This is a genomic window from Halopseudomonas litoralis, assembly GCF_900105005.1.
In the GTDB taxonomy this organism is placed as follows: Bacteria; Pseudomonadota; Gammaproteobacteria; order Pseudomonadales; family Pseudomonadaceae; genus Halopseudomonas; species Halopseudomonas litoralis.
The window spans coordinates 3,006,986-3,031,488 of sequence record NZ_LT629748.1 but is presented as its reverse complement, the minus strand read 5'-3'; the positions used below and the strand labels follow the sequence as shown (position 1 = coordinate 3,031,488).

Here is a 24,503-nt window from a genome sequence, read left to right as displayed (position 1 = left end):
AGCAGAGGCGGGTGTGGCGGATATCGAGGTGATTGTGGTGGGCGCAGGTGTGGTCGGTTTGGCCATCGCCCAGCGCCTGGCCAGCGGGGGGCGGGACGTGATGATCCTGGAGCGCGAAGCCAGCATCGGTGAGCATGCCTCCAGCCGTAACAGTGAAGTGATCCATGCGGGTATCTATTATCCGTCGGGCTCGCTCAAGGCCAGGCTTTGTCTGGACGGGCGCGATCGGTTGTACGCCTGGTGTGAAGCACACCGGGTACCGCACAGACGTATCGGCAAACTGCTGGTGGCGACCGCTGATGATGAGCTGCCGGCGCTGGAGCAGCTGCGGTTCAATGCACAGGCATGTGGCGTGCAGCTGCAATCGCTGAATGCGGCCCAGGTGCATGAATTGGAGCCTGCCGTCACCGCTGTCGGTGGCCTGTTCTCACCATTGACCGGGATCGTCGACAGCCATGCATTGATGCAATCCTTCGAGACGGTGCTGCTAGGGCAGGGTGGGCAGCTGTGCCTGCGTACCCGAGTCGATCGGGTTGAGCGTCAGGGTGAGCGGTGGCTGGTACAGGGGCAGAGCAGCGGCCAGCCGTTCGCCGTCAGTTGCCGCTGGCTGATCAACGCCGGCGGGTTGTTTGCCCAGCAGTTGGCTCACTCAATCGACTGTTATCCAGCGGCGTTGATTCCGCCACTGCATTACTGCCAGGGCCGCTACTTCAGTTATTCGGGCTCTTCGCCCTTCCGCCATCTGGTCTATCCCATGCCCGAGCCCAACGCGGTTGGTCTGGGTGTGCATGCTACGCTGGATCTGGGTGGTCAGCTGCGGTTCGGGCCGGACGTGCGCTACACCGACAGCATTGACTATCAGGTCGATGCTGGATCGGGCGAGAGCTTTGCCCGATCGATCCAGCGCTATTGGCCGGAATGTCGCGCCGAGCGCCTGCAACCGGGCTACGCCGGGGTGCGTGCCAAACTCAGCGGGCCGGGCGCTGCCGCTGCTGATTTCATGATTCAGGGCCCCGCCATTCATGGCCTGCAGGGTGTCGTGAGTCTGTTCGGCATCGAATCCCCAGGGCTCACCGCCAGCCTGGCATTGGCCGAAGAGGTGGCGGGGCAGTTGGACAACCTTTAATCTGGCGACAATCTGAATCACGGGAGTAGATATGAAAAAGCTAGCCAAGATCATTGGCCTGGTGGTGCTGGCCCTTGTCGTGCTGGGGATCGGGGTGCTGTTCTTCCTGACCCGCATGTTCGATCCCAACGACTACAAGGAGCAGATCCAGCAGGCAGCCCGGGAGCAGGCCAATGTGGAGCTGACCCTGGGCGGCGATATTGGCTGGTCACTGTTTCCCTGGCTGGGCATCGAGCTCAAGCAGGTCGGTCTGGCCCCGATCGAGCATCCGGAAAAGACCCTGGCCAGCGTCGGCAGCATGGGTCTGGGGGTGGAAGTATTGCCACTGCTGCGCAAACAACTGCGCATGAGCGATGTGATTCTGGATGACATCACTCTGAATCTGGAAGTCGACGAGAACGGCGTGGCCAACTGGTCGACCATTGGACCGCAGAGTGAGGCGGATGCCGTCAGCGAAGAGGCGGCCGAAGGACAGGCTGAAGCAGAGGCTGAAGCGGATGAGCACGGTCAGTTGGATGTGGCGGTGGAAAGTGTGCGTATCACCAACGCCCGTGTCACCTACCTTGATCGTCGCAGCGCTCAGAAAGTGTCCCTCGAAGACGTAAACCTGAGCACCGGTGCGCTGATTGAGAATGAGCCCTTCGACGTGGAGTTTCTCGGTCTGCTGGCCACCGGGCAGCCAGCCATGCGCGTGCGCATCGACCTGCATACTGTCGCCAGTTTCGATCTGGATAACGCGCTTTATCAGCTGGATGGCTTTGATCTCAAGCTGGACGCCAGTGGCGACCCCTTTGGTGATCGTGCGGTGAATATGCAGTTGCAGGGCGACAGCGTGATCGATCTGCAGAAACAGGTTGCCGAGCTGAAACAGTTGCGTCTGTCGCTGGCTGATCTGCGGGCTACCGGTCAGTTGACAGCCAGTCAACTGGACACCGACATGCAGCTGGCTGGCGCGATCAACGTTGCCGAGTTCGACGCCCGCGCGTTGATGCATGCGCTGGGTCAGAGCCTGCCGGCGATGGCGAAGAACAATGCTTTGAGCAAAGTGGCGTTGAGCGCTGACCTGGCCGGCAGCGATAACAGCATGATGCTGCAGAATCTGAAGTTGATCGTGGATGGCACCGAGCTGAACGGTAGTATGGGCCTGGCAAATTTCGAGCGTCAGGCGCTGCGCTTCGACCTGAGTGGTAACAGTCTGAATATCGATCATTACCTGCCGCCGCCGGAAGACAAGCCGACCCCGGCAGGGGCGGCTCAGGGCGGCAGCAGCTCGCAGAAGGCGCCGGAGCCCTGGAGTAACGATGCGGTGCTGCCGCTGGAAACCCTGACCGGATTGAACGTGGTCGGGAGTCTGGACATGCAGCAGGTACAGCTGACTGGTCAGACTATCAGCCCGTTCAAGACAGCAGTCGAGGCGGTAGACGGCAACGTGCAGCTGAAGCAGTTCGAGGGCGGTATATTCGGTGGGACATTCGCCGCCACTGCGACCATTAATGCCAGTCGCTCACCGGCGCCCCTGAGCTTGAACGCCAGGCTCGACGGTATCGATTCGCTGGCACTGCAACGGGCCTATGAGATGGCCGAGCAGTTTCGCGGCAAGCTGGACCTGAGCATGGACCTGAAAACCCAGGGCAACAGCATGCGCCGCTGGATCAACGGCTTGAATGGCGACGTACGCTTCGATGTGGCCGATGGCGCGCTGCTCGGTGTCAATCTGGAGCAGAAGTTGTGTCAGGCCATCGCGCTGGCCAATCGCAAGCCGCTGAGCGCTGAGCATGGCGGCGCGGACACGCCATTCAGCCAACTGGGTGGCAGCTTCAGGATCGTCAACGGCAACATCAATAATCGCGACCTGATCGCAGCGTTGCCGGGTATCGCAGCCAAGGGTAACGGTGATATCAACCTGCCGGAACAGCGGCTGGATTACCGACTGGGGCTGCTGCTCGAAGGTGACAAGAGCGACATGCCCGACGCGGCCTGCCAGGTGAACGAGCGCTATGTCGGCATCGAATGGCCGATCCGCTGTGAAGGTTATCTGCACAACGCCGCCAAAAGCTGCGGCGTGGATACCGAGGGTGTGACACGGATTGCCGGCCAGCTGTTGCGCAACGAAGCTGAGCGCAAGGTCGAGGACAAGGTCGGCGAGAAACTGGAAGAAGAGTTTGGCGACAAGGCTCCTGCAGTGCGTGATGCGCTCAAGGGGTTGTTCGGCCGGTGAGCTCAGCAACCTTCGCCGAGGCCGTGCTGGCCTGGTACGACCAGCACGGCCGCAAGGATCTGCCCTGGCAGCAGAATATGAGTCCCTATCGCGTCTGGGTGTCGGAAATCATGTTGCAGCAGACCCAGGTCGCCACCGTGATTCCCTATTATCAGCGCTTCATGACTACCCTGCCGGATGTACATGCGCTGGCTGCAGCGGACCCGGACGAGGTGCTGCATCTGTGGACCGGGCTGGGTTATTACAGTCGTGCGCGTAACCTGCACAAGACCGCTCAGATTGTGGTCAACCAGCACGCCGGGGTATTCCCCGCGAGTGTCGAAGGGCTGGAAGCGCTGCCGGGAATCGGACGCTCCACAGCCGGCGCCATTGCCAGCCTGAGTATGGGGCTGCGTGCAGCCATTCTGGATGGCAACGTCAAGCGTGTGCTGGCGCGCTATCACGCCGTCGAGGGCTGGCCGGGTGAAAAGGCGGTGCATGACCGGCTGTGGAAGATCGCCGAAAGCTATACGCCAGCGCAACGCTTCGATCATTACACCCAGGCGATGATGGATCTGGGCGCCACCCTGTGCACCCGCAGCAAGCCATCGTGCCTGGTATGTCCGGTCCAGGCCGGTTGCGCGGCGCGGATGCTCGGCACGCCTGCTGCCTATCCTCATTCCAAACCACGCAAGGCATTGCCAGTACGGCAGTGCGTGATGCCGCTGCTGGTCAATCCTGAAGGGGATGTCTGGCTGCAGAGGCGGCCTGACAGTGGCTTGTGGGGCGGCCTGTGGTGTCCGCCGCAACTGGATGACCACGCAGCGCTGGAGCCGCTGCTTGATCAGCTGGGTTGGCAGCATGAAGCAACCGAGCGCCTTGAGCCGCTGCGACACACCTTCAGCCATTTTCATCTGGATATCCAGCCGCTGCTGGTGCAGGTCAGAACGACGCCGGGCGTGGCCGAAGCCGGACAGGTCTGGTATAACCTGCGCCAACCTTCCCGCCTGGGGCTGGCCGCGCCGGTCAGCAAGTTGCTCAAGCGGGTAAAACAACTTCTTGACCCAGTTGCCTGAGGAGACCTTCATGTCGCGCACTGTGTTATGCCGCAAGTACAAGCAGGAATTACCCGGTCTCGACCGTCCGCCCTATCCGGGCCCGAAAGGCGAGGCGATCTTCAATGACGTATCGAAGAAAGCCTGGGATGAATGGCAGGCCCACCAGACCATGTTGATCAACGAGCGCCGTCTGAACATGATGGACGCCGAGGACCGCAAGTTCATCCAGCAGGAGATGGGCAAGTTTCTGTCGGGCGAAGAATACGCTCAGGCAGAAGGTTATGTTCCGCCAGAAGCCTGATTTTCTGGCGTATTGGCCTAAGCAGCTGAAAAAAGTGAAAATATCTTCAGCAGATGCTTGACATGAAAGGCCTTCAATCGTTTAATAGCGCCCCGTTGCCCGGGTAGCTCAGTCGGTAGAGCAGGGGATTGAAAATCCCCGTGTCGGCGGTTCGATTCCGTCCCCGGGCACCACTATTCAAAGCCCGCTGGCTTACCCCAGCGGGCTTTTTTATTGGCGTGTTGTGGGTGACCGGCCAGTCAATGGTCTCTCCCGGCACCGCCCCTGTCAGCGGCCATGCAGATTTTCGTGTCTGGCGCCGACTCATCTATCGCGTGGCAAGATCGAACAAAGTCGGTGGCTTTGGTCGGCTCAGCATAAGGATTGTTGGTCGAACCCGGCGGCTGTGCTAGTTTTGCCGAATTGCTTCAAAATGGATAACGACACGTGACACCCCCTGCTCTTGAAGTGCGTAACCTGCACAAGCGCTATGGCGACCTTGAAGTACTCAAGGGTGTTGATCTGCTCGCCCGCGATGGCGACGTGATTTCCATCCTCGGTTCTTCCGGTTCCGGTAAAAGCACTCTGCTGCGCTGCATCGATCTGCTGGAGAATCCCCACCGGGGCCAGATCCTCGTGGCTGGCGAGGAGCTCAAGCTCAAGGCCGGGCGCGATGGCGCGCTGGTGGCGGCTGACAGCAAGCAGATCAATCGCCTGCGTGCCCGGGTCGGCTTCGTTTTCCAGAGTTTCAATCTGTGGCCGCATATGAGTATCCTCGACAACATCATCGAGGCGCCGCGTCGCGTGTTGGGCCAGTCCAAGGTAGATGCCATCGCCGCCGCCGAGGTGTTTCTGGAAAAAGTCGGCATCGCCGATAAGATGCATGCGTTCCCCGCGCAATTGTCCGGTGGACAGCAGCAGCGCGCAGCCATTGCCCGTACACTGGCCATGCAGCCGCAGGTCATTCTGTTCGATGAGCCCACCTCCGCGCTGGATCCGGAAATGGTGCACGAGGTGCTGATGGTAATTCGGGCGCTGGCTGACGAAGGACGTACTATGCTGTTGGTTACCCATGAATTGGGCTTCGCCCGTCAGGTTTCCAGTCAGGTGGTATTCCTGCATCAGGGGCAGGTAGAAGAGATCGGCACGCCGGATCAGGTCTTTGATGATCCCAAATCCGAGCGCTGCAAACAGTTCATGTCCAGCCATAAGAAGGAGCAGTATCGATGAAAAGCTACAAGGCAGTTCTCCTGGCGGCACTGGCCGCCGTGTTGCTCGGCGGTCAGGCAATGGCAGCGGAAAAGCTGCGTATCGGCACTGAGGGCGCTTATCCGCCCTTCAATGAAATCGACAATACCGGCAAGGCAGTAGGCTTTGACCTGGATATCGCCCACGCCCTGTGTGAGAAGATGGGCGCCGAATGCAGCGTTGTTACCTCCGACTGGGATGGCATCATTCCCGCTCTGAACACGCGCCGCTTCGATTTCCTGGTGGCTTCCATGTCGATCACCGAAGAGCGCCAGCGGGCAGTGGATTTCACTGATCCCTACTACACCAACAAGCTGCAGTTCGTCGCGCCGAAGAAAAGTGATTTCAAAGCGGACAAGGATTACCTGAAGGGCAAGACCATCGGTGCCCAGCGTGCGACTATCGCCGGCCAGTGGCTGGAAGAGAATCTGGAAGATGTGGTCAGCACCCGTTTGTACGACACCCAGGAAAACGCCTACCTCGATATGGCCTCCGGTCGCATTGATGGCGTGCTGGCTGACGTATTTGTCCAGTATGAGTGGCTGCAGAGCGATACGGGCGCGGATTTCGAGTTCAAGGGCGAGCCGGTATTCGATGACGACAAGATCGGTATTGCCGTGCGCAAGGGTGACCCGCTGCGCGACCGTCTGAACGAGGCCCTGCAGGCCATCGTTGAAGACGGTACCTACGAGAAGATCAACGCCAAGTACTTTCCCTTCAGCATTTACTGATGGCTGACCGGGCCCTGCGGGGCCCGGTCGCGCTTACCAACAGACCCTGACCCTCATGCTCGATTTGCACGGATTTGGTCCAGCCCTGATTGAAGGGACCTGGATGACCATACGTTTGTCTCTCGCCTCGGTGGCGTTGGGGCTGCTGCTTGGCCTGCTGGGGGCAAGCGCGAAGATCTCCAACAGCGCAGCGTTGCGCGGTGTCGGTGGCTTCTATACCTCGGTGGTGCGCGGCGTTCCGGAAACCCTCTGGGTGTTGATGGCCTATTATGGCACCACCTCGATCATGAACTGGCTGGGCAGCCATTTTGGTAACCCCTACCTGACGCTCAGCCCCTTCGCCGCGGGCACCATCGCCCTGGCGCTGTGCTTCGGTGCTTACGCGACGGAAGTGTTTCGCGGCGCGCTGCTGTCGATCCCGCCGGGGCAACGTGAGGCCGGGCTGGCGCTGGGTATGTCGCGGCTGCGCATCTTCTGGCGTATCACCATGCCGCAATTGTGGCGTGTGGCTCTGCCGGGACTGGGCAACCTGTATCTGATTCTGCTCAAGGATACCGCCCTGGTATCGCTGATCTCTCTCGAAGAGATCATGCGCAAGGCACAGGTCGGGGCCAATGCCACCAAGGAACCCTTCACTTTCTATTTCATGGCGGCACTGATCTATCTGGGTCTGACAGTCATTATCATGGCCGCGCTGCACTGGTTCGAGCATCGGGCCAACCGGGGCTACGCGAGGACTGAACTGTGACCTGGGCCGAACGCTGGGAAATGATCGTACGCTGGGCGCCAATGCTCTGGGATGGCACCCTGGTAACCTTGCAGCTGGTAGGCATTGCCGTCCTGGCCGGGCTGTTCTTCGCTATCCCGCTGGGGCTGGGTCGCGCCTCGAAGCACTGGTACATCCGCGCGGTACCCTACAGCTATATCTTCTTCTTCCGCGGCACACCCTTGCTGCTGCAGCTGTTCCTGGTCTATTACGGGCTGTCTCAGTTTGAAGTCGTGCGTGACAGCATGTTCTGGTCCTACCTGCGCGAACCCTATTGGTGCGCGCTACTCACCATGACCCTGCATACTGCTGCCTATATCGCCGAGATCCTGCGTGGCGCAATCCAGGCGGTGCCTCCGGGTGAAGTCGAGGCGGCGCGGGCGCTGGGCATGTCCCGTCGTCAAGCGCTGCAGCACATCATTCTGCCGCGGGCCATACGTATCGGTCTGCCGGCCTATGGCAACGAGGTCATCCTCATGCTCAAGGCCAGCGCGGTGGTGTATACCGTCACGTTGCTGGACATCATGGGTGTGGTGCGCACGCTGAACGCGCGGACCTACCAATACGAGATGTTCTTCCTGATGGCCGGTCTCATCTATCTGGTGATCACCCTGTTGTTCACCCAGCTGTTCAAGCTGGTCGAACGCTGGCTGAAAGTGGATGCCAGTCGCAATCGCTGAAGCCGGCGTCGGTTACGCTGCCCGCTTCAGCCAGCTGGACGCCTGGCTCCATGAGCATCAGGCGCTTTGGCGAGCCAAACCCTTCACCACGCTGGTGCTGCCCTGGGAAGCAGACATGCCCGAGTTGGCTGTCTGGCTGCGCTCGCGCACTCTGGACCAGGCTGAAGCCGCACACAACCAGCCTCAACTGCTGGGCGCCCCTGAACCCTTCGCCAGGCTGGCCCGGCAATCGATTGCGCTGACGTGCCTGCCGGACCTGAGTGAAGCAGGGCAGGGCGAGCTACCAGAGAGACTGACGCGGCACATTCCCGGGCGCAAGTGGCAGCAGATCTCACACTTTGCCGCCAGCACCGCCCGGCAATGGCAGCAGCCCGCTGAGCACTGGCTGGACTGGTGCGCTGGCAAGGGGCACCTTGGACGACTATTGGCTTGGCAGGGCGGTCAGCCATTGTTGTGTCTGGAACGGGATGCGGCGCTCAACCGCGCCGGGGAAGTGCTCGGCACTGAGGTGGGGATAAGCAGTCGGCATGTGGACGCCGATGTACTGAGCGAAGACACCTGGCGCTACCTGCAACCACAGCACAGCGTGGTTGCTTTGCACGCCTGTGGGCAATTGCACATGACCCTGTTGCAGCAGGCCGCGGCCCATGGCTGCGCGCAGATAGCGATCTCGCCCTGCTGCTACAACCGCATAGCTACCTCGGATTACCAGCCGCTGTCGGCAACTGCCCGAAAGGCCAGGCTGCAACTGACCCGCGATGACCTCAGTCTGCCGATGCAGGAAAGCATCACTGCCGGCCAGCGCACACGTCGCCAGCGTGACCAGTCCATGGCCTGGCGCCTGGCTTTTGATCTATGGCAGCGCGACGCCCGCGGCACAGATGCTTATCTGCCCACGCCATCCCGCCCGGAAAGCGCGCTGCGCCAAGGTATCGCCAGCTTCTGCCGGGATCTGGCCGCGCACCACCAGCTGCAGTTGCGCGAGCCGGACAGCTGGGCTGATCTCGAACAGCAAGGCTGGCAGCGGTTGGCGCAGGTGCGCAATCTGGAGCTGGTGCGTGGACTGTTCCGCCGTCCCCTGGAAGTCTGGTTGCTGCTGGACCGCGCGCTCTATCTTCAGGAAGCAGGCTATCGTGTACGCCTCGGACAGTTCTGTGAACAACAGCTAACCCCGCGCAATCTGTTGTTGGTTGCCGAAAAGAGCACACAGATCGCCCCCACGCTGTAAACCGGTTGCACACAGAGTTATCCACAGATATCGGTAGTCCACAGTTATCCCCGGCCGCTGTGCATAAACATGTTGATGACCCCTTGGTAACCACCCGGGAACCTTGTGCAGCGCGGCCTGCAGGCTTTGGTACAAAAAATGATCAGCGTGGATAACCTTGATGGAACAAGGAGTTATACCGCTAATGTCAAGTGATGGAAGAGAAACAATGCACAAGTGACCAAGCAGTGAAATAGCGCCTTTTTCAAAATATTTATGCCCCACCCGCTGTGCAACTCTTTACAGATCGGCCCATCTCTATATAATGCCAGCCCATGCCGGTATAGCTCAGTTGGTAGAGCAACTGACTTGTAATCAGTAGGTCCCGAGTTCGACTCTTGGTGCCGGCACCATCTTAAATGTGTTCGCAGCTGACAGATCCACGTACACCATCCATCCCCATGGAGTACGTGTCACATGCACACATACACTGTTATTTCGACGAAAGGCGGCGTAGGAAAAAGCACTACCTGCGCGCATCTTGGCGGGCTCCTCGCTGATGCAGGTCTCAGAGTCCTTCTGATCGACCTCGATAACCAACCCACCCTCTCAAGCTATTACCAGATCCAGACCGAAGCCCCCGGCGGCATCTATGAGCTGATTGCGCTCAACCAGACCCGGCCGGAGCAAGTGATATCCAGAACGGTGATCCAGGGTCTGGACATCATCGTGTCCAATGACTACAACGCCCACCTACCGCAGCTGCTGCTGTCTGCCCCGGATGGCCGCTTCCGGTTATCCAACCTCATACGCCAGTTCGAAAATGACTACGACGTGGTCATCATGGACACCCAGGGTGCCCGTTCCATCACCCTCGAAGCCGCAGTCCTGGCATCCGACCAGGCCTTGTCACCCATAACGCCGGAGCTGCTGTCTGCCAGAGAGTTTGTGCGCGGCACATTGGGCATGCTCGAAGAGCTGGAAGCTCTCACTCAGTACACCAACCTGACTGTTCCCCGGGTGTCGCTGTTGATCAATAGGCTGGATGAAACCCGGGATGCCAATGGCGTAGCAGAGAGTCTTCGGCAGATGTTTCCTGAAGGCGGCAATAACAAGCGGGTTTCTGTTATGTCCGCCCACCTTCGGCACCTCACAGCATTCCGTCAGGCCGCAGCGCTTGGGCTGCCTATTCACCGTTTTGAGCCAGTCAAACCTGCAGGCCGCAAATCACCTGCCGGCGCTGATCAGATACGGGCCGTGGCCATGGAGCTGAATCCCTCATGGATATCCATCCTGCAGCCTCAGCTCAAGGAGGGTGTCGCCCATGTCTGCCATTAAGAAAGCGATTGCCGGCGCTCAGGATGTTGGGCGCTTGCCACCCCACTCCGTGGAGGCAGAGCAGGCGGTATTGGGTGGAGTCATGCTCGCTAACGAAGCTTGGGACGATATCTGCGAGCTGGTTACCTGTGCTGACGCTTTTTACGTCCCTGCTCACCGAGTGCTCTGGAAAGCAATTCAGACACTGAGTGCCAAAAGCCTGCCATTTGATGTGGTTACGGTAGCCGACCAGTTTTCGGAAGAGGAGAAAAACTTTCTCGGCCTGGATTATCTGGGTGAGCTGGCCAGAAATACGCCCTCGGTGGCCAATATCCGGGTGTACGCGCAGATCGTTCGGGATCGCTATCAGCTCAGGCAGCTTTCACTCATCGGCGCAGATCTGAATCACGAGGCTTTGAGTGACGGAGCACAGGGCGAAGCCTTGGTGCAGCAGGCGGAAAAGCGACTCTGTGCGCTGGTCGAGCTTCGCGGCAAAGACTATATCCCCGTCTCGGAAACGCTGGCCAGAACGATTGATCAGATTGACACCGCCTTTAACAACGAAGGCGTCACGGGCCTTTCCACAGGCTACGCGGATCTGGACAAGGAAACAGCGGGGCTGCAGCCCTCTGATCTGATCATCGTGGCGGGCAGACCTTCCATGGGCAAGACCACCTTTGGGCTGAACCTGGTCGAGAATGCACTGCGTGCCAGGGGCGACCAGCCCGCTTTCCTCTTCAGCCTGGAAATGCCCCGGGAGCAATTGATCATGCGCTTGCTCGCCAGTATTGGCCGGGTGGATCTTCAGCGGCTGCGCAATGGTGATATCGAGGATGAGGACTGGCCAAAACTGACCCTGGCGGCTGCGCAGATCAAGGCGCTGGATGATCGTCTGATCATCGAAGATGAGGCAGGTATCTCGGCTACTGCATTGAAGGCCAGAGCACGCCGGTTGGCACGGCGGTTTGGTCAGCCTTCCATCATCATGGTGGATTATCTGCAATTGCTTCAGGAGCCTGGCCGAGACAATCGCAACCTCGAAATTGCGTCAATCAGCCTGGCGCTGAAGTCACTGGCCAAGGAACTGCAAGTGCCGGTGGTCGCGCTATCGCAGCTCAACAGATCGGTTGAACAGCGCCCCAACAAGCGCCCCTCTAACGCCGACCTCCGCGACTCGGGTGCCATTGAACAGGACGCCGACGTAATCATGTTTGTGTACCGGGACGAGGTGTATCACACCGACAGTCCTGATAAGGGCGTGGCTGAAATCATTATTGGGAAACAGCGCAACGGTCCTATCGGGGTGGTGCGGCTGGCCTTCAATGGCCGCTGTACCCGGTTCGATTCCCTTGAGTTCAAACAGTCGCAGGGGCACTGACATGGCTAGGCTAACAACATCGAAATCCATTACGACCCAGCAGGTCATCGACAATACCCGCTTCCTTAGTTCGCAGAACCTCAGGTCCGTCCAAACAAAGCTGACCGCAGCCAAGGGTGAGTTGATCAAGCTCGCCAACACGAATGTCTTGAGCGAGTTCCTGAGTGAGCAGGAAAAAGCGGTACTGCGCAGCGCTGCCGGGATAGTCAACTCAGTGAACGTTCGTGTCGCCGCAGCAAAAGAGAAAAAGCAGCGAGCCGAGAAACAATGTCAGGCTGATCTGGATGCGCGGATAAAGACGGCTTTTCGGCTGGCGCAGCACGCTTTCACGCTGCCGACGGGCTCCACTGCCGAGTGTCTTGACGTCATCCGTGTCGCGCTGATCCTGAACGAACTCAAGGTACTGAACAGTTTCAATTCAGCGGAAGAATTTTCCATCGAACTGATCGCCAGGGTGAGACGTGCTCCGTCCCCAGGAAAAACGATTGGAGAAACTTTGCAGCATGAAGCGAAAAGGGTGGCTAAAGATATTCCCCGCTGCATTCAAGACTACATCGTCTACGACCATAACGATTGCGAAGTTCAGGCCGTACTCGATGCACTTGGTGCCAGAGTCGCAGAGGCCCGGCCCCGCGTTATAGAGCAACGGGCCGCGGTGCTACATGTCTGGCTTGATGCGCTGGAAAGCTGCGGCAGGGAGGTGCGCGCATGAACAGTATCAGCACAGTTGGCAAGCTCAAGAAGCCCCTTCAGGATCTAGCCGAGTACGCATCCAGGCTTGGCTGGACCGTCAGCCGCACCAGCGGCGGTCACATACGTTTCACCAAGCCGGGCTACCCGCCGGTTTACACCTCATCCACGCCCAGCGACCCCCGCTCAGCATTAAATGCGCGTGCAAAATTGCGCCGGACCCAACACGGCGCGGCGGGAGGGAGTCATGGGCAAGCGTAGCCTTTCGATTGCTGAAATGACGGCGCAGCTGCAGAAGCCGGGGCCTGCTCTACGAAGCCAGCGTGTCGACAAGATGACTGCGCCGCTGGCCGAGATGGGCATGCAGGTCACGCTGGACCAGCTGCGGCCGTACGACCATAACCCGCGAACGGAACGAAACCCCCGATACGATGAAATCAAGGAGTCCATCCGCCAGGTTGGCTTGAAGCATTCGCCACCGATAACCCAGCGTCCCGGTGACGACAAGTTCATGATCAGTGACGGCGGAAACACCCGGCTGGCAATTCTCAACGAGCTTTATGAGGAAACCGGCGACGACCGATTTTATCGGTTCTGGTGTGTTTACCGGCCGTGGGTAACCGAGGAGCAGGTGCTGGCTGGGCACTTGTCCGAGAACGAAAACCGTGCGGATCTCAGTTGGATCGAGAAGGCATTGGGTGTGGCAGAGCTGAAACGATTGCTGGAGGAGCATGAAGGCGAGGTGCTTTCCCAGCGCGAACTGGCCCGTCGCTTCAGCGAGCTGGGCTTCGCTGTAAGCCACAGCCATATAAGCCGGATGCTTTATACCGTAGAGCATTTCTGGCCGACGTTACCGACAACGCTGAAAAGCGGTATTGGACAACCGCAGATCAAGAAGCTGATTGCGTATCGCGAGGCATGTCTGGAGATATGGAAGCGCTGTAACTCCAGGCAGGAGGCTGACTTCTCTGTAGCCTGGCATGACGTCGTATCGCAGTTTGACTATGAGGAGCAGACGGAGCTGCCTTGGTCGATAGTGGAAGATCGCTTGCTCGGCATGCTTGAGGATCATAGCGGCGCGCATCTGCATACCCTGGACTGGTGTCTGAAGCGGGTCCTTGAGTATCGTCAGCGTCGGCAGGACATTGATGACCCGGAAATATGGCAACCTCTGCAGGTTGAAATGGAACGGGTTCGTAATCCAGAAGCCCACCCTCTGAAGTTTCACCCGCCTCTGCCGGGTGAAGAGGACGAGCCGTCGAAGCGCGAGCGCAGGCCTCGGCAGGAGGTTGATACCAGCGAGCCACTTGAATTCGAGCCTTCGGACTCATCACAAAGCCCACCGCGCACCACCGATGACCAGCCAACCTTTGGTGATGAGAACAGCTATCTGCGTCAGGAGCTTAATGCGTTGCGGGCACAGAACCGCAAGCTCCTTGAAGGCAGGCAGGCCGCCGTCGCCTCTGAAGAGTCGGTATTTCCCACTACTGAGCATGAGCAGGCAGCCGATCAGGTCAGCCTTGCCGGGTTGCATTCAGATGATCTAGCAATCCCGGAGGCGGAAGAAGAAGCCGACCCGCGAACGGACGAAGAACGTATCAACAGTCTGACGTTGTCGGTGATTGATGAGACGGAAGGCAAGCGGAAGCTGCGTCACGCAGTTGCCGCCATGCACGGAGGCCAGGCGGGTGACTTTCAGGACTTTGCCGTTCAGTCCATACCGCTGATGTCGGCAGGACCGCTGACACCTGTTACTGACATCTGGTGGGTCGACGCCCATGTACAGACACCGAAGAAACTGCGGTATGTGATTTATCGCCTGGCCCAGTCATTGGGTCAGTGGGCTGGCTTCCCGCTTGCAGACACCGACCTGTACCCGGCTCCGTTGCAGCTCAATCAGGAAGAGGGGCTGGGGTATCAATTGCAGCCCCTGCCTGGGGATCTGGAACAGGACACTATTGCACAGAAAGTCTGGCAGTTGCTGGCGGCTCTATCTGGCGAAGTACAACCGGTTTACCCATCCGATATCAGCCTGATTGGTGGCTTGCTTGGCACGACAGATGATGTCGAGCACTTGCCGGATGAGGTGCTGATTCGCCTGTTCAGGCTGATCCGGCTGGTCCGTGTTCTACGCACCCAGGAATCCACCAGGGGAGATAGCTGATATGGATACTGTTGTGACATTAGCCATCCTTCGTCAGGCCATTACCTATGTCCGCGAAGGCAATATGCGCAGAGCGCGAGCGCTCGGGTTCAATGATGATGAGCTTCGCGAACTGCGTCGGCTTAGCGCGACCGATATCGATGCGCTCGCCACCAGCAATCCAGTGGTATGCCGACTTTCAGTCGATCACGATCTTTTGGCCGGGGTATTTCGACGGCTCAGTTCTGACATGGATCGCGAGAAGACCATTGATCGATGCCTGGAGCTGGGGGCGTCTGTTCTGATGATGTCTTCGTTTTTCGGGCTGACCGGAAACGATTGCTCGACCCGTCGCGCGCTACTTGGACTGGAATCCCGTCAGGGACGGGTGGCTATGCCGCCGGAAACAGAAGAGCATGATGCTTTTCGGCGTTGGCAAGATATCAGCGCCGCTCCCACCGCACCCGATGCAGCTGATGACATACAGGGCATGATCGTGCTGTGTGAGGAAACCTGCATACCCTTGGGCGTGGTCTGGCAACTGGTAAAGAACTGGGCGCAAACGGTCAGCTCCAGCTCTCGCAGCAAGCTTCAGCTGGCTGATGGGAGAAAGGCATGCGCTCGATAGATGACTGGCAGGTATTGGTTGGGCGTGCAACGTCCGCCATTACCCAGAGATTCTCCGACAGCAAGCCTTCCCATGCGGGCGAACTGGATGGATTACTGTTTTTCGGAAACCCCCACGAAACAGTACCCAGGGGGCTGCTACTCGATGAGCACCTTGGTGCTGTGGATGTCCTGGGCTGGCAAATGATCCGGCTGATGACCGAGGCTGACCGCAGCACCGCTTTTCCAACATACGACCAGTTGCAGCCCTTGTTGCGAGCCTCACCAGGAACGTCAGCATCACGCGGGACGGTAGCGCGGGTGATTGCCGTGCTCAGGCTCACCCGCTGGATGAGCTTATGTCACAAGGCACGGCATGAAACCGGGCGCATCATGGGCAACGTTTATGCATTGCATGATGAGCCGTTGAGCTTTGAAGAGGCGGCATTACTCGATTCAGATTACAACGCGTTCGTAGTTCAGTGCCTGTCGCATAACAACAGTGCAGTCCGGTTTGTAGCCGAGCGAGTTCATGCGGCGATGGAGAGCGGGGGGCAGCAAACGCGCCTCAATCAGCGAGCCCAACGCTTTGTTGAAATGCGTGATCAGCGGCGTGGCAGCACCAAGGAAGGCAGAAAGAACCAGCAGTTACCGCCAGAGAACTGCCCAGTAATAACGGGTTTCGGGAGAGAACCAAGTAGCAGCCAAACGGAGAACCGCCCAAGTTCGCAGAAAGAACTAAGCCGAAAATCAATGATTTACGGTGGCTCTAGCCAAGTTCGCACTGAGAACCAAGCGAATACAGTACCAGTACGTACTGGTATTTATTTAAAAACAAGTACGGGTACCGAGGCGGATTCAGGATTGATCTGGCATGAGCAATTGCAGATAGCACAGCAAGAGCGCCAAGAGCTCCTGGCCGTTCTTCAACGCCTCGGCTCTGAGGTTGCTCAAGCTGTGCTCGATGAAACGGCGGGGCGTATGCTGGCAGGTAAAGTTCGCACACCGAAGGGGCTGTTGCGATCCCTGATAAAAAGCGCTCAGGAAGGTGAGTTCGTTATCACTCGTTACGCCGAAAGCATACGCAACATGCGTTGTGGCGAAGATGTTGCGACAGGGCTTGAGGCCGAAGCACGACGTGGTTCTGAGATGGCTGGGCATGGGCAATCCCAACCAGCGACCCAGTTAACGCAAGCGCAAGCCGCAGCGAGCAGAAAAAAATTGCTCGACTCATTAGGTCTGAGACGTTGATCTTCTAGCGAGACAAGCCCGAAACAATCCCCGCCGGGATTCTTATTATCTATGTCCCGAAGCCAGCCAGATGCGCAGAGTTCCTGACCACAGATGAACTGTTGAGGAGCGGGATGCCATGGCTGATATAGATGTTGGAGCGCTGCGCAGCAAAATAGAGCTGACACTGCATACTTACCACGCAACGCGGACCTGGTGGGGACGAGGCGTTGAGTCCGGTAAACCCCAGATTATCGGCATGCGTCAGTTCCTGGCTCTGGTAGGCCGCATTCAGCAGAACGCCGCCACAGATGACCCCTATTCAGACGACTGGATGTTGCGCATCGACGCCAAATTGCATGACGTCAAAAACATCCTGGACCCCATGTATGCAAAGTCCGAAGCACTGCTGGCTTCGGTTCCTGAAGAGCTGTCCATCGCTGAGAACATCTCACAGAAGCCGTTTCGCACGGGCGTGTACCCGGGTGGACAACAGGGATGGCAGGGAATCCATCAGCTGATTCGCTATGACCGAATAGTACGCAACATTCTGCTTGCCCAGCATATCGCCATGATCGTGAGAAGCGATGCTCATGAGGCGCTGCGTATCAGCGCAAATGCCATTCGCGGACTCTGTTCTGCTCCGCAGCGATACCCGGGGCTGAGCGGTGCTACCCGTGATGATTTTGCAGCAGGCAATGCCCGTGCCCGTGATGCAGTAGCGAAATATGGCGAACTTGCTCCAGATGTACTCAGCGCCATTCGCCGAAGCCCTTACGCACCACCCCTTCGACAGCGTGATGGTGTTGCCGATAAAAACACTCATGAAGATCCGGATGAAGACAACCTGAAGCACTTGGTAGACCAGGCAACCAAGCCAGAACCTATAGCAGGAGGTGATCCGTTGGGTGCTGATGAGGATTAGGCCTGTTCGCTCATTGTGATGGCAGTGCCATCAACGGATGACTGGATCGAAGGTTTTAGTCACGAAGTGATGGCAGTGCCATCAACGGATGACTGGATCGAGGGTTTTGGTCACGGAGTGTTGGCAGTGCCAACACTGGATGACTGGATCGAGGGTTCTGGTCACGGAGTGTTGGCAGTGCCAACACTGGATGACTGGATCGAGGGTTCTGGTCACGGAGTGTTGGCAGTGCCAACACTGGATGACTGGATCGAGGGTTCTGGTCACGGAGTGTTGGCAGTGCCAACACTGGATGACTGGATCGAGGGTTTTAGTCACGGAGTGTTGGCAGTGCCAACAGGGTCAAGAGGAGTCGAGGTGGTATGCGGAAGAACCCCACTGTGACCGTTGAGCGTCTACCACCAAACCGCTGCGACTTGCCACGAACTTGTTACCAAAGGGTAAAGGGCCTTTTCCCTTTTAAGGGTAAGGGGGGGCTGCTGAAATACATGGCTGAGATCGAGATCTACGCACGACACCTGGAGCAGGCGGCTCATGATTTTTCACAACAGCACAATTCATTTCTGAAGACTCACCGGATTGTCCTTACCCCTCACACCGAATCCAAACGAGGTGATCGAGTTCCGATGGTGCGCTGGAGAGGTGTCGGTAGCCGGTCGATGGGTATGGCGCAGTTTGACCAGGTTTTCAATCAGGTGCAGTCGGGGGGAGAACGCCGGACGTTATACGATATTGAGGTGGAGCGCTGCTTGATCAATAACCAGGCAGGCACAGTGAACGCTACCATGCGTAGGTTACGAGCAACATTGCAATCGCTGGAACATATTGATGAGCTCACAAACCGACTGGGATAGGTGTTCACTTAGGCAGGGGCAGGCTGTCGCAGAATACCTGTCAGTCTGAAATCTGATTCAGCGTTTCAAGCTCGATCTGTCTGCGGCAGTGTGTACTCACAATAGCAAGAAGTGGAGCGCTTCTCATGAGTACACATTTCGAAGGTGAAGGTAATATTGGGTCTGACCCACAGGTCAAGGTATTCCCCACCAGTGACAACGCACCACCCAGAGGCATTCTGCGCTTGAATGTCTTTTTTGATAATCCGGTTGCGGTTGGCGAAGGCAACTTTGAAGATCGAGGCGGTTTCTGGGCACCGGTTGAGATCTCCCGTGATGCTGATACCTGTGAGCAGTGGTCACAGCTCTATCAACGAGGTATGCGCGTGATGGTGGCGGGCCGAATGATCCGCGACCAATGGACCGGCGTTAACAACGAAGAGCGGTCTGCAATGAAAGTACGCGCGCGATCCGTTGGTATCTTGCCGTATCGGATTGACGAGGTGGTCATGGCCCAGAAGGCGAGCGTGCCTGATCAGACCGTGCAGCCATCAGAGCCACCTGGGGCAGATGTACCAGAAGGCTCGTTCGAGGATAATGAGAGTACCTGTCTGACGTCTGAATGAGACCTTGTTCCGGAATGGGCTTGCGCAAGGGAGTAAGGTTCCTATCAGCCCTCTTGTTGGGTATGCCCTCACCATGACAACGAGAAAAAACATGAAGATCACTACCTTGCTGACTGCTGGCCTTGCGGCGTTCATTCTGGTTGGGTGTGCGAATGATCAACACGTCTTCTATCAGGGAAAATGCCTAAGCTGCATGAATAACCCAATGACCGGGGAGCCGGTTAACTATGACCCGGAGACGCTGCCTGCAGGAGCCATGGATAGCTCTCGGCCAGTGGCATCCAGCACATCGGGAGTGGATGCAGGCATGTCCACCCTTCCTGGTGTGAGTGAACGGGACGAGTTACGCATGAGTTACTCCGGAGATGTGGATACGGCAGCGGCGCTGCTCAAGAATGCGTTTGGCTACCTGACACCACAAGAGGCTGTGGCTCAGCACGGCACCATGGCGGGAGGTATGATGTTCAACGGTGGTGGCTACACATTCAGCGCGATTCCAGGCACCACATACTCGATGACACGTGTCTATCTCGATGGAAGCCTGACTACCCGGGTAAGCAAAGGCAAAAGCGGAGCGGACGTACTGCTTACCTATAGCGTGTATGGCCGCAATGATGGGCCGAGCGTGCCGGACGTGATGCAGCGTGTCGAACGTGTAGCAAATGATGCTCTGCGCTGACAGCCAAGCATTAAACGATCCAGCCGTGTAGCTATTGATTTATGGAATCCATTGAGCGGCCCTGGGGGCGAGACATATGACGACCTTGGTGATCGTGGAGTCGCCAGGCAAGATCAAGAAAATCAGCTCGATCCTCGGGCGCGGCTACAGGGTGGTTGCCAGTGTCGGGCATGTTCGCGATCTGCCCGGGCGGGAGCTGGGCGTGGATCCGGCCAGTTTCAAGCCTACCTATGTGCCGACCGACCGAGGCAAGGGCGTGCTGGCCAAGCTGCGCAAGGAGGTGGCGGCCGCTGAGCAGGTGATTCTGGCCACTGACCCGGACCGTGAAGGCGAAGCCATTGCCTGGCACCTGGCCGATGCCCTGCGGTTGAAACAGCCCAAGCGCATCACCTTTACTGCCATCACCAAAGACAAGATCCGCGAGGCGCTGTCGCAGGTGCGGGCTATCGATCATGACCGGGTGCGGGCTCAGGAGGCGCGGCGGGTGCTGGATCGGCTGGTGGGTTACAAGGTCAGCCCGGCGTTGTCCAATAGCGCCGGTCACGCGCTATCGGCTGGCCGGGTGCAATCTCCTGCGGTGCGGCTGGTGGTGGATCGGGAGCGGGAGATTGCCAACTTCAAGGCGGTCACCCATTTCGGCGTGGAGCTGCTGCTGCCGATTGCCGGTCACTGGCCGGATAACCCCAAAGCGCTCTGGCGGGCTCAATGGGATACCCGCCCGCATCTGCTCAAGGGTGAAGACTATCTGCTCGACCGGACTCTGGCCGAGCGGGTGGCGCAGGTGCGGGATGTGCAGGTGGCACGGTTCGAGAATGCCTACGCCAACCGCGCACCCGCCGCGCCCTTCACCACCTCCACGCTGCAGCAGGAGGCCGGCAAACGGTTGAAGATGAAGCCCAAGCGGGTGATGGATCTGGCGCAGAAGCTGTATGAGCAGGGCGCCATTACCTACCACCGTACCGACAACCCCAATCTGGACGCTGCGGGCATCGAGGCGATTCGAGCGTATGCCTTGTCGGCGGGCTTGCAGCTGGCCGAGAAACAACGCAGTTGGAAAGCCAAGGAGGGCGCGCAGGAGGGGCATGAAGCAATCCGGCCTGCGGATGTCGCGGCTTTGCAGGCGGGTGAGGATGCGAGCCAGCAGGCACTCTATGAGCTGATCTGGCGGCGGGCGGTTGCCTCGCAGCTGGCCGATGCGCGCTATGCGGTGCGCAAGGTTTTGTTGACCGGGGATGCTGAGGGCTTGCCGGTGCGCTTTATCGGTCGTGGCCGCAAGCTGGTCGATCCCGGCTGGATGCGGGTCTATGGGCAGGATGATCCGGAGGACGGCGCGCAGGTCGAACCGGTCAATCCGATACCGCGGCTGGACGTGGGGCAGAATATTCAGGCGGTGGATGCGCGGGTCCTGGATAAGGTGACCAAACCACCGGTGCGTTTCAAGCAATCCACTCTGGTAGCGGAGCTGGAGCGACAGGGCATTGGGCGGCCAAGTACCTATGCGGCCATTCTAGAGAACATCACCGGTCGGGGTTATCTGCTGGAGGACAACAAGGGCTTTCTGTCGCCTTCACCGACCGGCGAGCTCATCCGGGATGCGCTGGTTGGCACCTTTGCCTTTGCTAATCTGGATTTCACCCGCGAGCTGGAGGACCAGCTGGATCTGATCGCCGAGGGACGTATGACCTATGACCAGGTTATCAGTCAGACCTGGGCACTGCTGGACAAGGAGCTGGGAGGTCTGCGGCAGAATCAGATTAATTTGCCTGCAGCCGAGCATGCCTGTCCGCAATGCGGCTCAGGGCTACGGCGTCGCAAGGGTAGCAAAGGCTTCTTCTGGGGCTGTTCGGGCTATCCGGAGTGCAAAACCGCACTGCCGGATGCCAAGGGCAAACCGGGCAAAGCCAGAGCACGCACCCCGCAGCCGGAACCGAGCGCGCATGCCTGTCCGAAATGCACCAAGCCCTTGCTGCATCGAATTGGGACGGGCAGGAAAGGGGCTTATGACTTCTGGGCCTGCAGTGGGTTTCCGAAGTGCAAGGCGTCGTTTGAAAATGCTAACGGTATCCCCAACACCGGTTAATCAACTGATGGGTTGTTACGCATGCATAAAGCGTTTTTGCGTCTGGGGGCAGCAAACATAGAGGACAGATGTGATGACTATGCGATTAACACAGCAAGAGCGGTCGGCACTGGAGTGGCTGCAACGGTTCACTGAAAACCTTCTAGCCGGCAAATCGACCCAGTGGACACGCCCGACATTGGCGCACTTGGACAAGATGGGGATCAAACTGAATTTCGTAACACTCCGCGAGGTAAAAACCCTTATCAGAGGAAAGGAAAAGGAATTCCCTCTGCTGATCACCAACGCGCCCTGCGCTAGATGGCTGAAAGGAGTGGAAAGTAAGCACTACTTGTCTTTCCAAATTAAAGAAAAACGACAGAACATACAGGGTTGAGATTGTGCAGAGCTTCAACCCATGGCCGTACGCCCATAAATATAAGGGTAAGCGGATTAAATGGTTGATGTTTCACCTACTGCTGGATGCGTGTTTCCTTCGCTAATTCCAGCAAGAACCCCACACGCCTCAATTTCCCGGTCATCGTTGCAACTCGCTCTCAGTGAAACAAGTTGTTTCTCAAGCGCCTGCAGAGCGGTTATCTGCGACCGCACATGAGAGATGTGATCATCGAGCAAGGCGTTGACGGCGGTGCAAGGCTGATGAGGGTCGTCCTGATAGCTCTGTAGTTTGTGAATCTCAGCCAGTGACAGGCCCAGGATTCTGCAGCGACGGATGAAGGCCAGCCCCTCACCATGCTTCTCGGTATAGACACGGTAACCGTTGTCCTTCCGACTAGGCGGCGGCAACAAGCCCTGCTGTTCATAGAAGCGGATCGTCTGTGTTTCGACCCCTACCAACTGCGCCAACTGACCAATACGCATCAGCCTCCTCCCCCAACGGATTCTTTACTCTATTGACCTTATAGTAGCTTTATAGATTTAAATGGTGCCACAACATTGTTCAAGTGGAGTCGTATCATGAGCAAATCCTGTGGAGGCGCCCGTGGCGGTGATGCTACGTCCGCAGCGGATACCGATATACAGACCTCCTCCGAAGTGCCGGGGAGATGGGTCAGCGTTTATGCCGTGCCGAAGATGGACTGTCCGTCAGAAGAGCGAATGATTCGCCTAGCCCTGAGCGGCTTTGAGGAGATTCGAGCGCTGTCCTTCGACTTGTCGAACCGCCGGCTGAAGGTCGTGCATGACGGCGAGGTCGAGCCCGTCACATCGAAACTGAAGACCTTGGGGCTAGGAGCCGCGCTTCAGGAAAGCGTTGCTGCAAATCCGGAGACCATCAAGGCCGCCGAGTTCTCGGCAGCTTCTGCTGAGCAAGAATCCGGGACCCTGCGCTGGTTGCTCGGCATCAATGCACTTCTGTTCGTGGTGGAAATTACTGCCGGTCTGATGGCTCAGTCAACTGGCCTCATTGCAGAGTCCCTGGACAATTTTGCCGATGCGGCAGTGTACGGACTCGCTCTTTATGCGGTTGGGCATAGCGTGAAAAGGCAGGTCCGTGTTGCGCACGTTGCTGGTGTGGTCCAACTGGTTTTGGCTGTTGGCGTACTCGTAGAGGTCGTGAGGCGCTTTGTATTCGGTAGTGAGCCTGAATCGCTGGTGATGATAGCCATCGCATTCGTCGCATTGATTGCCAATACCGCCTGTCTACTGATGGTATCCAAACATCGAGGGGGCGGAGCTCATATGAAGGCTAGCTGGATATTTTCGGCCAACGACGTGGTGATCAACCTGGGGGTCATCACCGCCGGCGCCCTGATCGCGTGGACCGGGTCCAATTATCCGGATCTGATTATCGGCACCATCGCGGGGGTCATTGTACTTAACGGTGCCAGACGCATTCTGGCGTTGAAGGGTTAAATAATGCTCATTATTGGCAAAAAGCTCTCGCCGTATGCCCTACCAGGCAGCGGTCAAGGCTGTGCTGCCCCAAACCCGTATCGTGGTCGATAAGTTGCGCATGGCCAACGATGCGATAGAAAGGGTGCGCAAGGGCCTCAGAAAGGAGCTGAAACCGTCCCAGAGCCGAACTCTCAAGGGAGACCGGGAAATCCTGTTGAAACGCGCTCACGAAGTCTCAGACCGGGAGCGCCTCATCATGGAGACCTGGACAGGCGCGTTTCCGCAACTGCTGGCCACCTACGAGCACAAGGAGTGCTTCTACGGCATCTGGGATAACACCACACGGCTCCAGGCAGAAGCCGCCCTGGACGAGTGGATAGCCACCATCCGGAAGGGCCAAAAGAAAGTCTGGAGCGATCTGGTCAGGGCAGTGGGAAAACTGGCGCGAAGAGATCATGACCTACTTCGAGACGGACATACCCGTCACCAACGCTTACACGGAGTCCATCAGCCGACTGGCCAAGGATAAGAACCGTGAAGGGCGCGGTTACTCCTTCGAGGTGATGCGGGCACGAATGCTCTACACCACGAAGCACAAGAAGAAGGCACCGACTACGAAAGACTCTCCTTTCTACAAGAAAACCATCGGTTACGGACTGCCGGACTTTGCAGAGAAACTCAACTACGGGGTCGATCTATCAACCATTTGAGGGTGGTATCAGATTGATGGGGTGAAGGTGCCCCATCAACCATTAAATCCGTATACCCAAATAAAAAACGCCAGCGATTTCAATGCTGGCGTTGTTTTCTTTGTGAAAGCAGTTTGAGCGTAATGGGAGGCTATGGGCCAGGTAGCATGAGTATGAA

General features: G+C 57.9%; 25 protein-coding genes, 2 tRNA genes and 1 pseudogene. 27 read left to right on the top strand and 1 reads right to left on the bottom strand.

What is annotated here, in order from left to right:
- Positions 1-13 precede the first annotated feature (13 nt).
- From BLU11_RS14525 to BLU11_RS14410, 25 genes are all read left to right on the top strand, one after another.
- Positions 14-1,126, top strand: coding sequence for an NAD(P)/FAD-dependent oxidoreductase (locus tag BLU11_RS14525; RefSeq protein WP_090274570.1), 1,113 nt, complete (start codon positions 14-16; stop codon positions 1,124-1,126).
- Between the two features lie 31 nt (positions 1,127-1,157).
- The gene (locus BLU11_RS14520; protein ID WP_090274568.1) at positions 1,158-3,344 is read left to right on the top strand and encodes an AsmA family protein; all 2,187 of its coding nucleotides are present in this window, start codon (positions 1,158-1,160) and stop codon (positions 3,342-3,344) included.
- Entirely contained in the window at positions 3,341-4,399 is a 1,059-nt protein-coding gene (gene mutY / locus BLU11_RS14515; RefSeq protein ID WP_090274566.1) for an A/G-specific adenine glycosylase, read from the top strand. Before BLU11_RS14520 ends, mutY begins: the two co-directional genes overlap by 4 nt.
- Positions 4,400-4,409: 10 nt before the next feature.
- Positions 4,410-4,682, top strand: a complete 273-nt coding sequence (locus BLU11_RS14510; RefSeq protein WP_090274563.1) for an oxidative damage protection protein — start codon at positions 4,410-4,412, stop codon at positions 4,680-4,682.
- A 97-nt stretch (positions 4,683-4,779) separates the two neighbouring features.
- Positions 4,780-4,855, top strand: a tRNA-Phe gene (locus BLU11_RS14505).
- Between the two features lie 253 nt (positions 4,856-5,108).
- The gene (locus BLU11_RS14500) at positions 5,109-5,891 is read left to right on the top strand and encodes an ABC transporter ATP-binding protein (protein ID WP_090274562.1); all 783 of its coding nucleotides are present in this window, start codon (positions 5,109-5,111) and stop codon (positions 5,889-5,891) included.
- Entirely contained in the window at positions 5,888-6,640 is a 753-nt protein-coding gene (locus tag BLU11_RS14495) for an ABC transporter substrate-binding protein (RefSeq protein WP_090274560.1), read from the top strand. The genes BLU11_RS14500 and BLU11_RS14495 overlap by 4 nt, the downstream gene beginning before the upstream one ends.
- 55 nt (positions 6,641-6,695) lie before the next feature.
- A complete protein-coding gene (locus BLU11_RS14490; RefSeq protein WP_090274558.1) occupies positions 6,696-7,388 on the top strand; it encodes an ABC transporter permease in 693 nt (230 codons plus the stop codon).
- A gap of 20 nt (positions 7,389-7,408) precedes the next feature.
- Positions 7,409-8,086 (top strand): ABC transporter permease, encoded by a 678-nt coding sequence (locus BLU11_RS14485; protein ID WP_090276529.1) that lies wholly within the window; start codon positions 7,409-7,411, stop codon positions 8,084-8,086.
- The gene (locus tag BLU11_RS14480) at positions 8,067-9,314 is read left to right on the top strand and encodes a methyltransferase (RefSeq protein ID WP_090274556.1); all 1,248 of its coding nucleotides are present in this window, start codon (positions 8,067-8,069) and stop codon (positions 9,312-9,314) included. Before BLU11_RS14485 ends, BLU11_RS14480 begins: the two co-directional genes overlap by 20 nt.
- Before the next feature lie 316 nt (positions 9,315-9,630).
- Positions 9,631-9,706, top strand: a tRNA-Thr gene (locus BLU11_RS14475).
- A gap of 64 nt (positions 9,707-9,770) precedes the next feature.
- Positions 9,771-10,631, top strand: a complete 861-nt coding sequence (locus BLU11_RS14470) for a ParA family protein (protein ID WP_090274553.1) — start codon at positions 9,771-9,773, stop codon at positions 10,629-10,631.
- Positions 10,618-11,988 (top strand): replicative DNA helicase, encoded by a 1,371-nt coding sequence (gene dnaB / locus BLU11_RS14465; RefSeq protein WP_090274551.1) that lies wholly within the window; start codon positions 10,618-10,620, stop codon positions 11,986-11,988. Before BLU11_RS14470 ends, dnaB begins: the two co-directional genes overlap by 14 nt.
- A gap of 1 nt (position 11,989) precedes the next feature.
- Positions 11,990-12,700 carry a hypothetical protein gene (locus BLU11_RS14460; RefSeq protein WP_090274549.1) on the top strand — a complete coding sequence of 237 codons (711 nt, stop codon included), beginning with the start codon at positions 11,990-11,992 and terminating at the stop codon, positions 12,698-12,700.
- A complete protein-coding gene (locus BLU11_RS14455) occupies positions 12,697-12,939 on the top strand; it encodes a type II toxin-antitoxin system HicA family toxin (protein ID WP_090274546.1) in 243 nt (80 codons plus the stop codon). Before BLU11_RS14460 ends, BLU11_RS14455 begins: the two co-directional genes overlap by 4 nt.
- A complete protein-coding gene (locus BLU11_RS14450) occupies positions 12,926-14,842 on the top strand; it encodes a ParB family protein (protein WP_157718689.1) in 1,917 nt (638 codons plus the stop codon). Before BLU11_RS14455 ends, BLU11_RS14450 begins: the two co-directional genes overlap by 14 nt.
- Position 14,843: 1 nt before the next feature.
- Positions 14,844-15,449 (top strand): DUF2857 domain-containing protein, encoded by a 606-nt coding sequence (locus BLU11_RS14445; protein WP_090274542.1) that lies wholly within the window; start codon positions 14,844-14,846, stop codon positions 15,447-15,449.
- Positions 15,437-16,678, top strand: coding sequence for an STY4528 family pathogenicity island replication protein (locus BLU11_RS14440; protein ID WP_090274541.1), 1,242 nt, complete (start codon positions 15,437-15,439; stop codon positions 16,676-16,678). Before BLU11_RS14445 ends, BLU11_RS14440 begins: the two co-directional genes overlap by 13 nt.
- 118 nt (positions 16,679-16,796) lie before the next feature.
- On the top strand, positions 16,797-17,582 hold the full coding sequence (locus tag BLU11_RS14435) for a PFL_4669 family integrating conjugative element protein (protein ID WP_090274539.1): 786 nt from the start codon (positions 16,797-16,799) through the stop codon (positions 17,580-17,582).
- Positions 17,583-17,606: 24 nt separating this feature from the next.
- Positions 17,607-17,966 (top strand): hypothetical protein, encoded by a 360-nt coding sequence (locus BLU11_RS19310; RefSeq protein ID WP_157718688.1) that lies wholly within the window; start codon positions 17,607-17,609, stop codon positions 17,964-17,966.
- A 104-nt stretch (positions 17,967-18,070) separates the two neighbouring features.
- Positions 18,071-18,436: a DUF3158 family protein gene (locus BLU11_RS14430; RefSeq protein ID WP_231702211.1), complete on the top strand. Its 366-nt coding sequence runs from the start codon at positions 18,071-18,073 to the stop codon at positions 18,434-18,436.
- A gap of 125 nt (positions 18,437-18,561) precedes the next feature.
- Positions 18,562-19,041 (top strand): single-stranded DNA-binding protein, encoded by a 480-nt coding sequence (locus BLU11_RS14425; RefSeq protein ID WP_090274535.1) that lies wholly within the window; start codon positions 18,562-18,564, stop codon positions 19,039-19,041.
- 91 nt (positions 19,042-19,132) lie between these two features.
- A complete protein-coding gene (locus BLU11_RS14420) occupies positions 19,133-19,720 on the top strand; it encodes a hypothetical protein (protein ID WP_157718687.1) in 588 nt (195 codons plus the stop codon).
- Positions 19,721-19,796: 76 nt separating this feature from the next.
- The gene (topA, locus tag BLU11_RS14415; protein ID WP_090274531.1) at positions 19,797-21,800 is read left to right on the top strand and encodes a type I DNA topoisomerase; all 2,004 of its coding nucleotides are present in this window, start codon (positions 19,797-19,799) and stop codon (positions 21,798-21,800) included.
- Between the two features lie 73 nt (positions 21,801-21,873).
- Positions 21,874-22,176: a hypothetical protein gene (locus BLU11_RS14410; RefSeq protein WP_090274529.1), complete on the top strand. Its 303-nt coding sequence runs from the start codon at positions 21,874-21,876 to the stop codon at positions 22,174-22,176.
- A gap of 56 nt (positions 22,177-22,232) precedes the next feature.
- Here BLU11_RS14410 and cadR read toward each other — a convergent pair whose 3' ends face one another.
- Positions 22,233-22,661 (bottom strand): Cd(II)/Pb(II)-responsive transcriptional regulator, encoded by a 429-nt coding sequence (gene cadR, locus BLU11_RS14405; protein ID WP_090274527.1) that lies wholly within the window; start codon positions 22,659-22,661, stop codon positions 22,233-22,235.
- A 96-nt stretch (positions 22,662-22,757) separates the two neighbouring features.
- On the opposite strand from cadR, the gene BLU11_RS14400 reads away from it, so the two are divergent.
- Complete coding sequence (locus tag BLU11_RS14400; RefSeq protein WP_074779399.1) at positions 22,758-23,654, top strand: cation transporter; 897 nt, start codon at positions 22,758-22,760, stop codon at positions 23,652-23,654.
- 37 nt (positions 23,655-23,691) lie between these two features.
- Positions 23,692-24,346: pseudogene (locus tag BLU11_RS14395) on the top strand (transposase); the annotation flags it as partial.
- Positions 24,347-24,503: the final 157 nt, after the last annotated feature.

Bases quoted from the DNA above. Each gene is read 5' to 3' on its own strand.
- BLU11_RS14430 (WP_231702211.1), top strand. From the start codon at position 18,071: ATGGCTGAGATCGAGATCTACGCACGACACCTGGAGCAGGCGGCTCAT.
- BLU11_RS14400 (WP_074779399.1), top strand. From the start codon at position 22,758: ATGAGCAAATCCTGTGGAGGCGCCCGTGGCGGTGATGCTACGTCCGCA.
- BLU11_RS14520 (WP_090274568.1), top strand. From the start codon at position 1,158: ATGAAAAAGCTAGCCAAGATCATTGGCCTGGTGGTGCTGGCCCTTGTC.
- BLU11_RS14495 (WP_090274560.1), top strand. From the start codon at position 5,888: ATGAAAAGCTACAAGGCAGTTCTCCTGGCGGCACTGGCCGCCGTGTTG.
- BLU11_RS14445 (WP_090274542.1), top strand. From the start codon at position 14,844: ATGGATACTGTTGTGACATTAGCCATCCTTCGTCAGGCCATTACCTAT.
- BLU11_RS14450 (WP_157718689.1), top strand. From the start codon at position 12,926: ATGGGCAAGCGTAGCCTTTCGATTGCTGAAATGACGGCGCAGCTGCAG.
- BLU11_RS14510 (WP_090274563.1), top strand. From the start codon at position 4,410: ATGTCGCGCACTGTGTTATGCCGCAAGTACAAGCAGGAATTACCCGGT.
- BLU11_RS14480 (WP_090274556.1), top strand. From the start codon at position 8,067: ATGCCAGTCGCAATCGCTGAAGCCGGCGTCGGTTACGCTGCCCGCTTC.
- BLU11_RS14485 (WP_090276529.1), top strand. From the start codon at position 7,409: ATGATCGTACGCTGGGCGCCAATGCTCTGGGATGGCACCCTGGTAACC.
- topA (WP_090274531.1), top strand. From the start codon at position 19,797: ATGACGACCTTGGTGATCGTGGAGTCGCCAGGCAAGATCAAGAAAATC.
- BLU11_RS14435 (WP_090274539.1), top strand. From the start codon at position 16,797: ATGGCTGATATAGATGTTGGAGCGCTGCGCAGCAAAATAGAGCTGACA.
- BLU11_RS14410 (WP_090274529.1), top strand. From the start codon at position 21,874: ATGACTATGCGATTAACACAGCAAGAGCGGTCGGCACTGGAGTGGCTG.
- BLU11_RS14425 (WP_090274535.1), top strand. From the start codon at position 18,562: ATGAGTACACATTTCGAAGGTGAAGGTAATATTGGGTCTGACCCACAG.
- BLU11_RS14420 (WP_157718687.1), top strand. From the start codon at position 19,133: ATGAAGATCACTACCTTGCTGACTGCTGGCCTTGCGGCGTTCATTCTG.
- BLU11_RS14440 (WP_090274541.1), top strand. From the start codon at position 15,437: ATGCGCTCGATAGATGACTGGCAGGTATTGGTTGGGCGTGCAACGTCC.
- BLU11_RS14455 (WP_090274546.1), top strand. From the start codon at position 12,697: ATGAACAGTATCAGCACAGTTGGCAAGCTCAAGAAGCCCCTTCAGGAT.
- dnaB (WP_090274551.1), top strand. From the start codon at position 10,618: ATGTCTGCCATTAAGAAAGCGATTGCCGGCGCTCAGGATGTTGGGCGC.
- BLU11_RS14470 (WP_090274553.1), top strand. From the start codon at position 9,771: ATGCACACATACACTGTTATTTCGACGAAAGGCGGCGTAGGAAAAAGC.
- BLU11_RS14460 (WP_090274549.1), top strand. From the start codon at position 11,990: ATGGCTAGGCTAACAACATCGAAATCCATTACGACCCAGCAGGTCATC.
- BLU11_RS14490 (WP_090274558.1), top strand. From the start codon at position 6,696: ATGCTCGATTTGCACGGATTTGGTCCAGCCCTGATTGAAGGGACCTGG.
- cadR (WP_090274527.1), bottom strand. From the start codon at position 22,661: ATGCGTATTGGTCAGTTGGCGCAGTTGGTAGGGGTCGAAACACAGACG.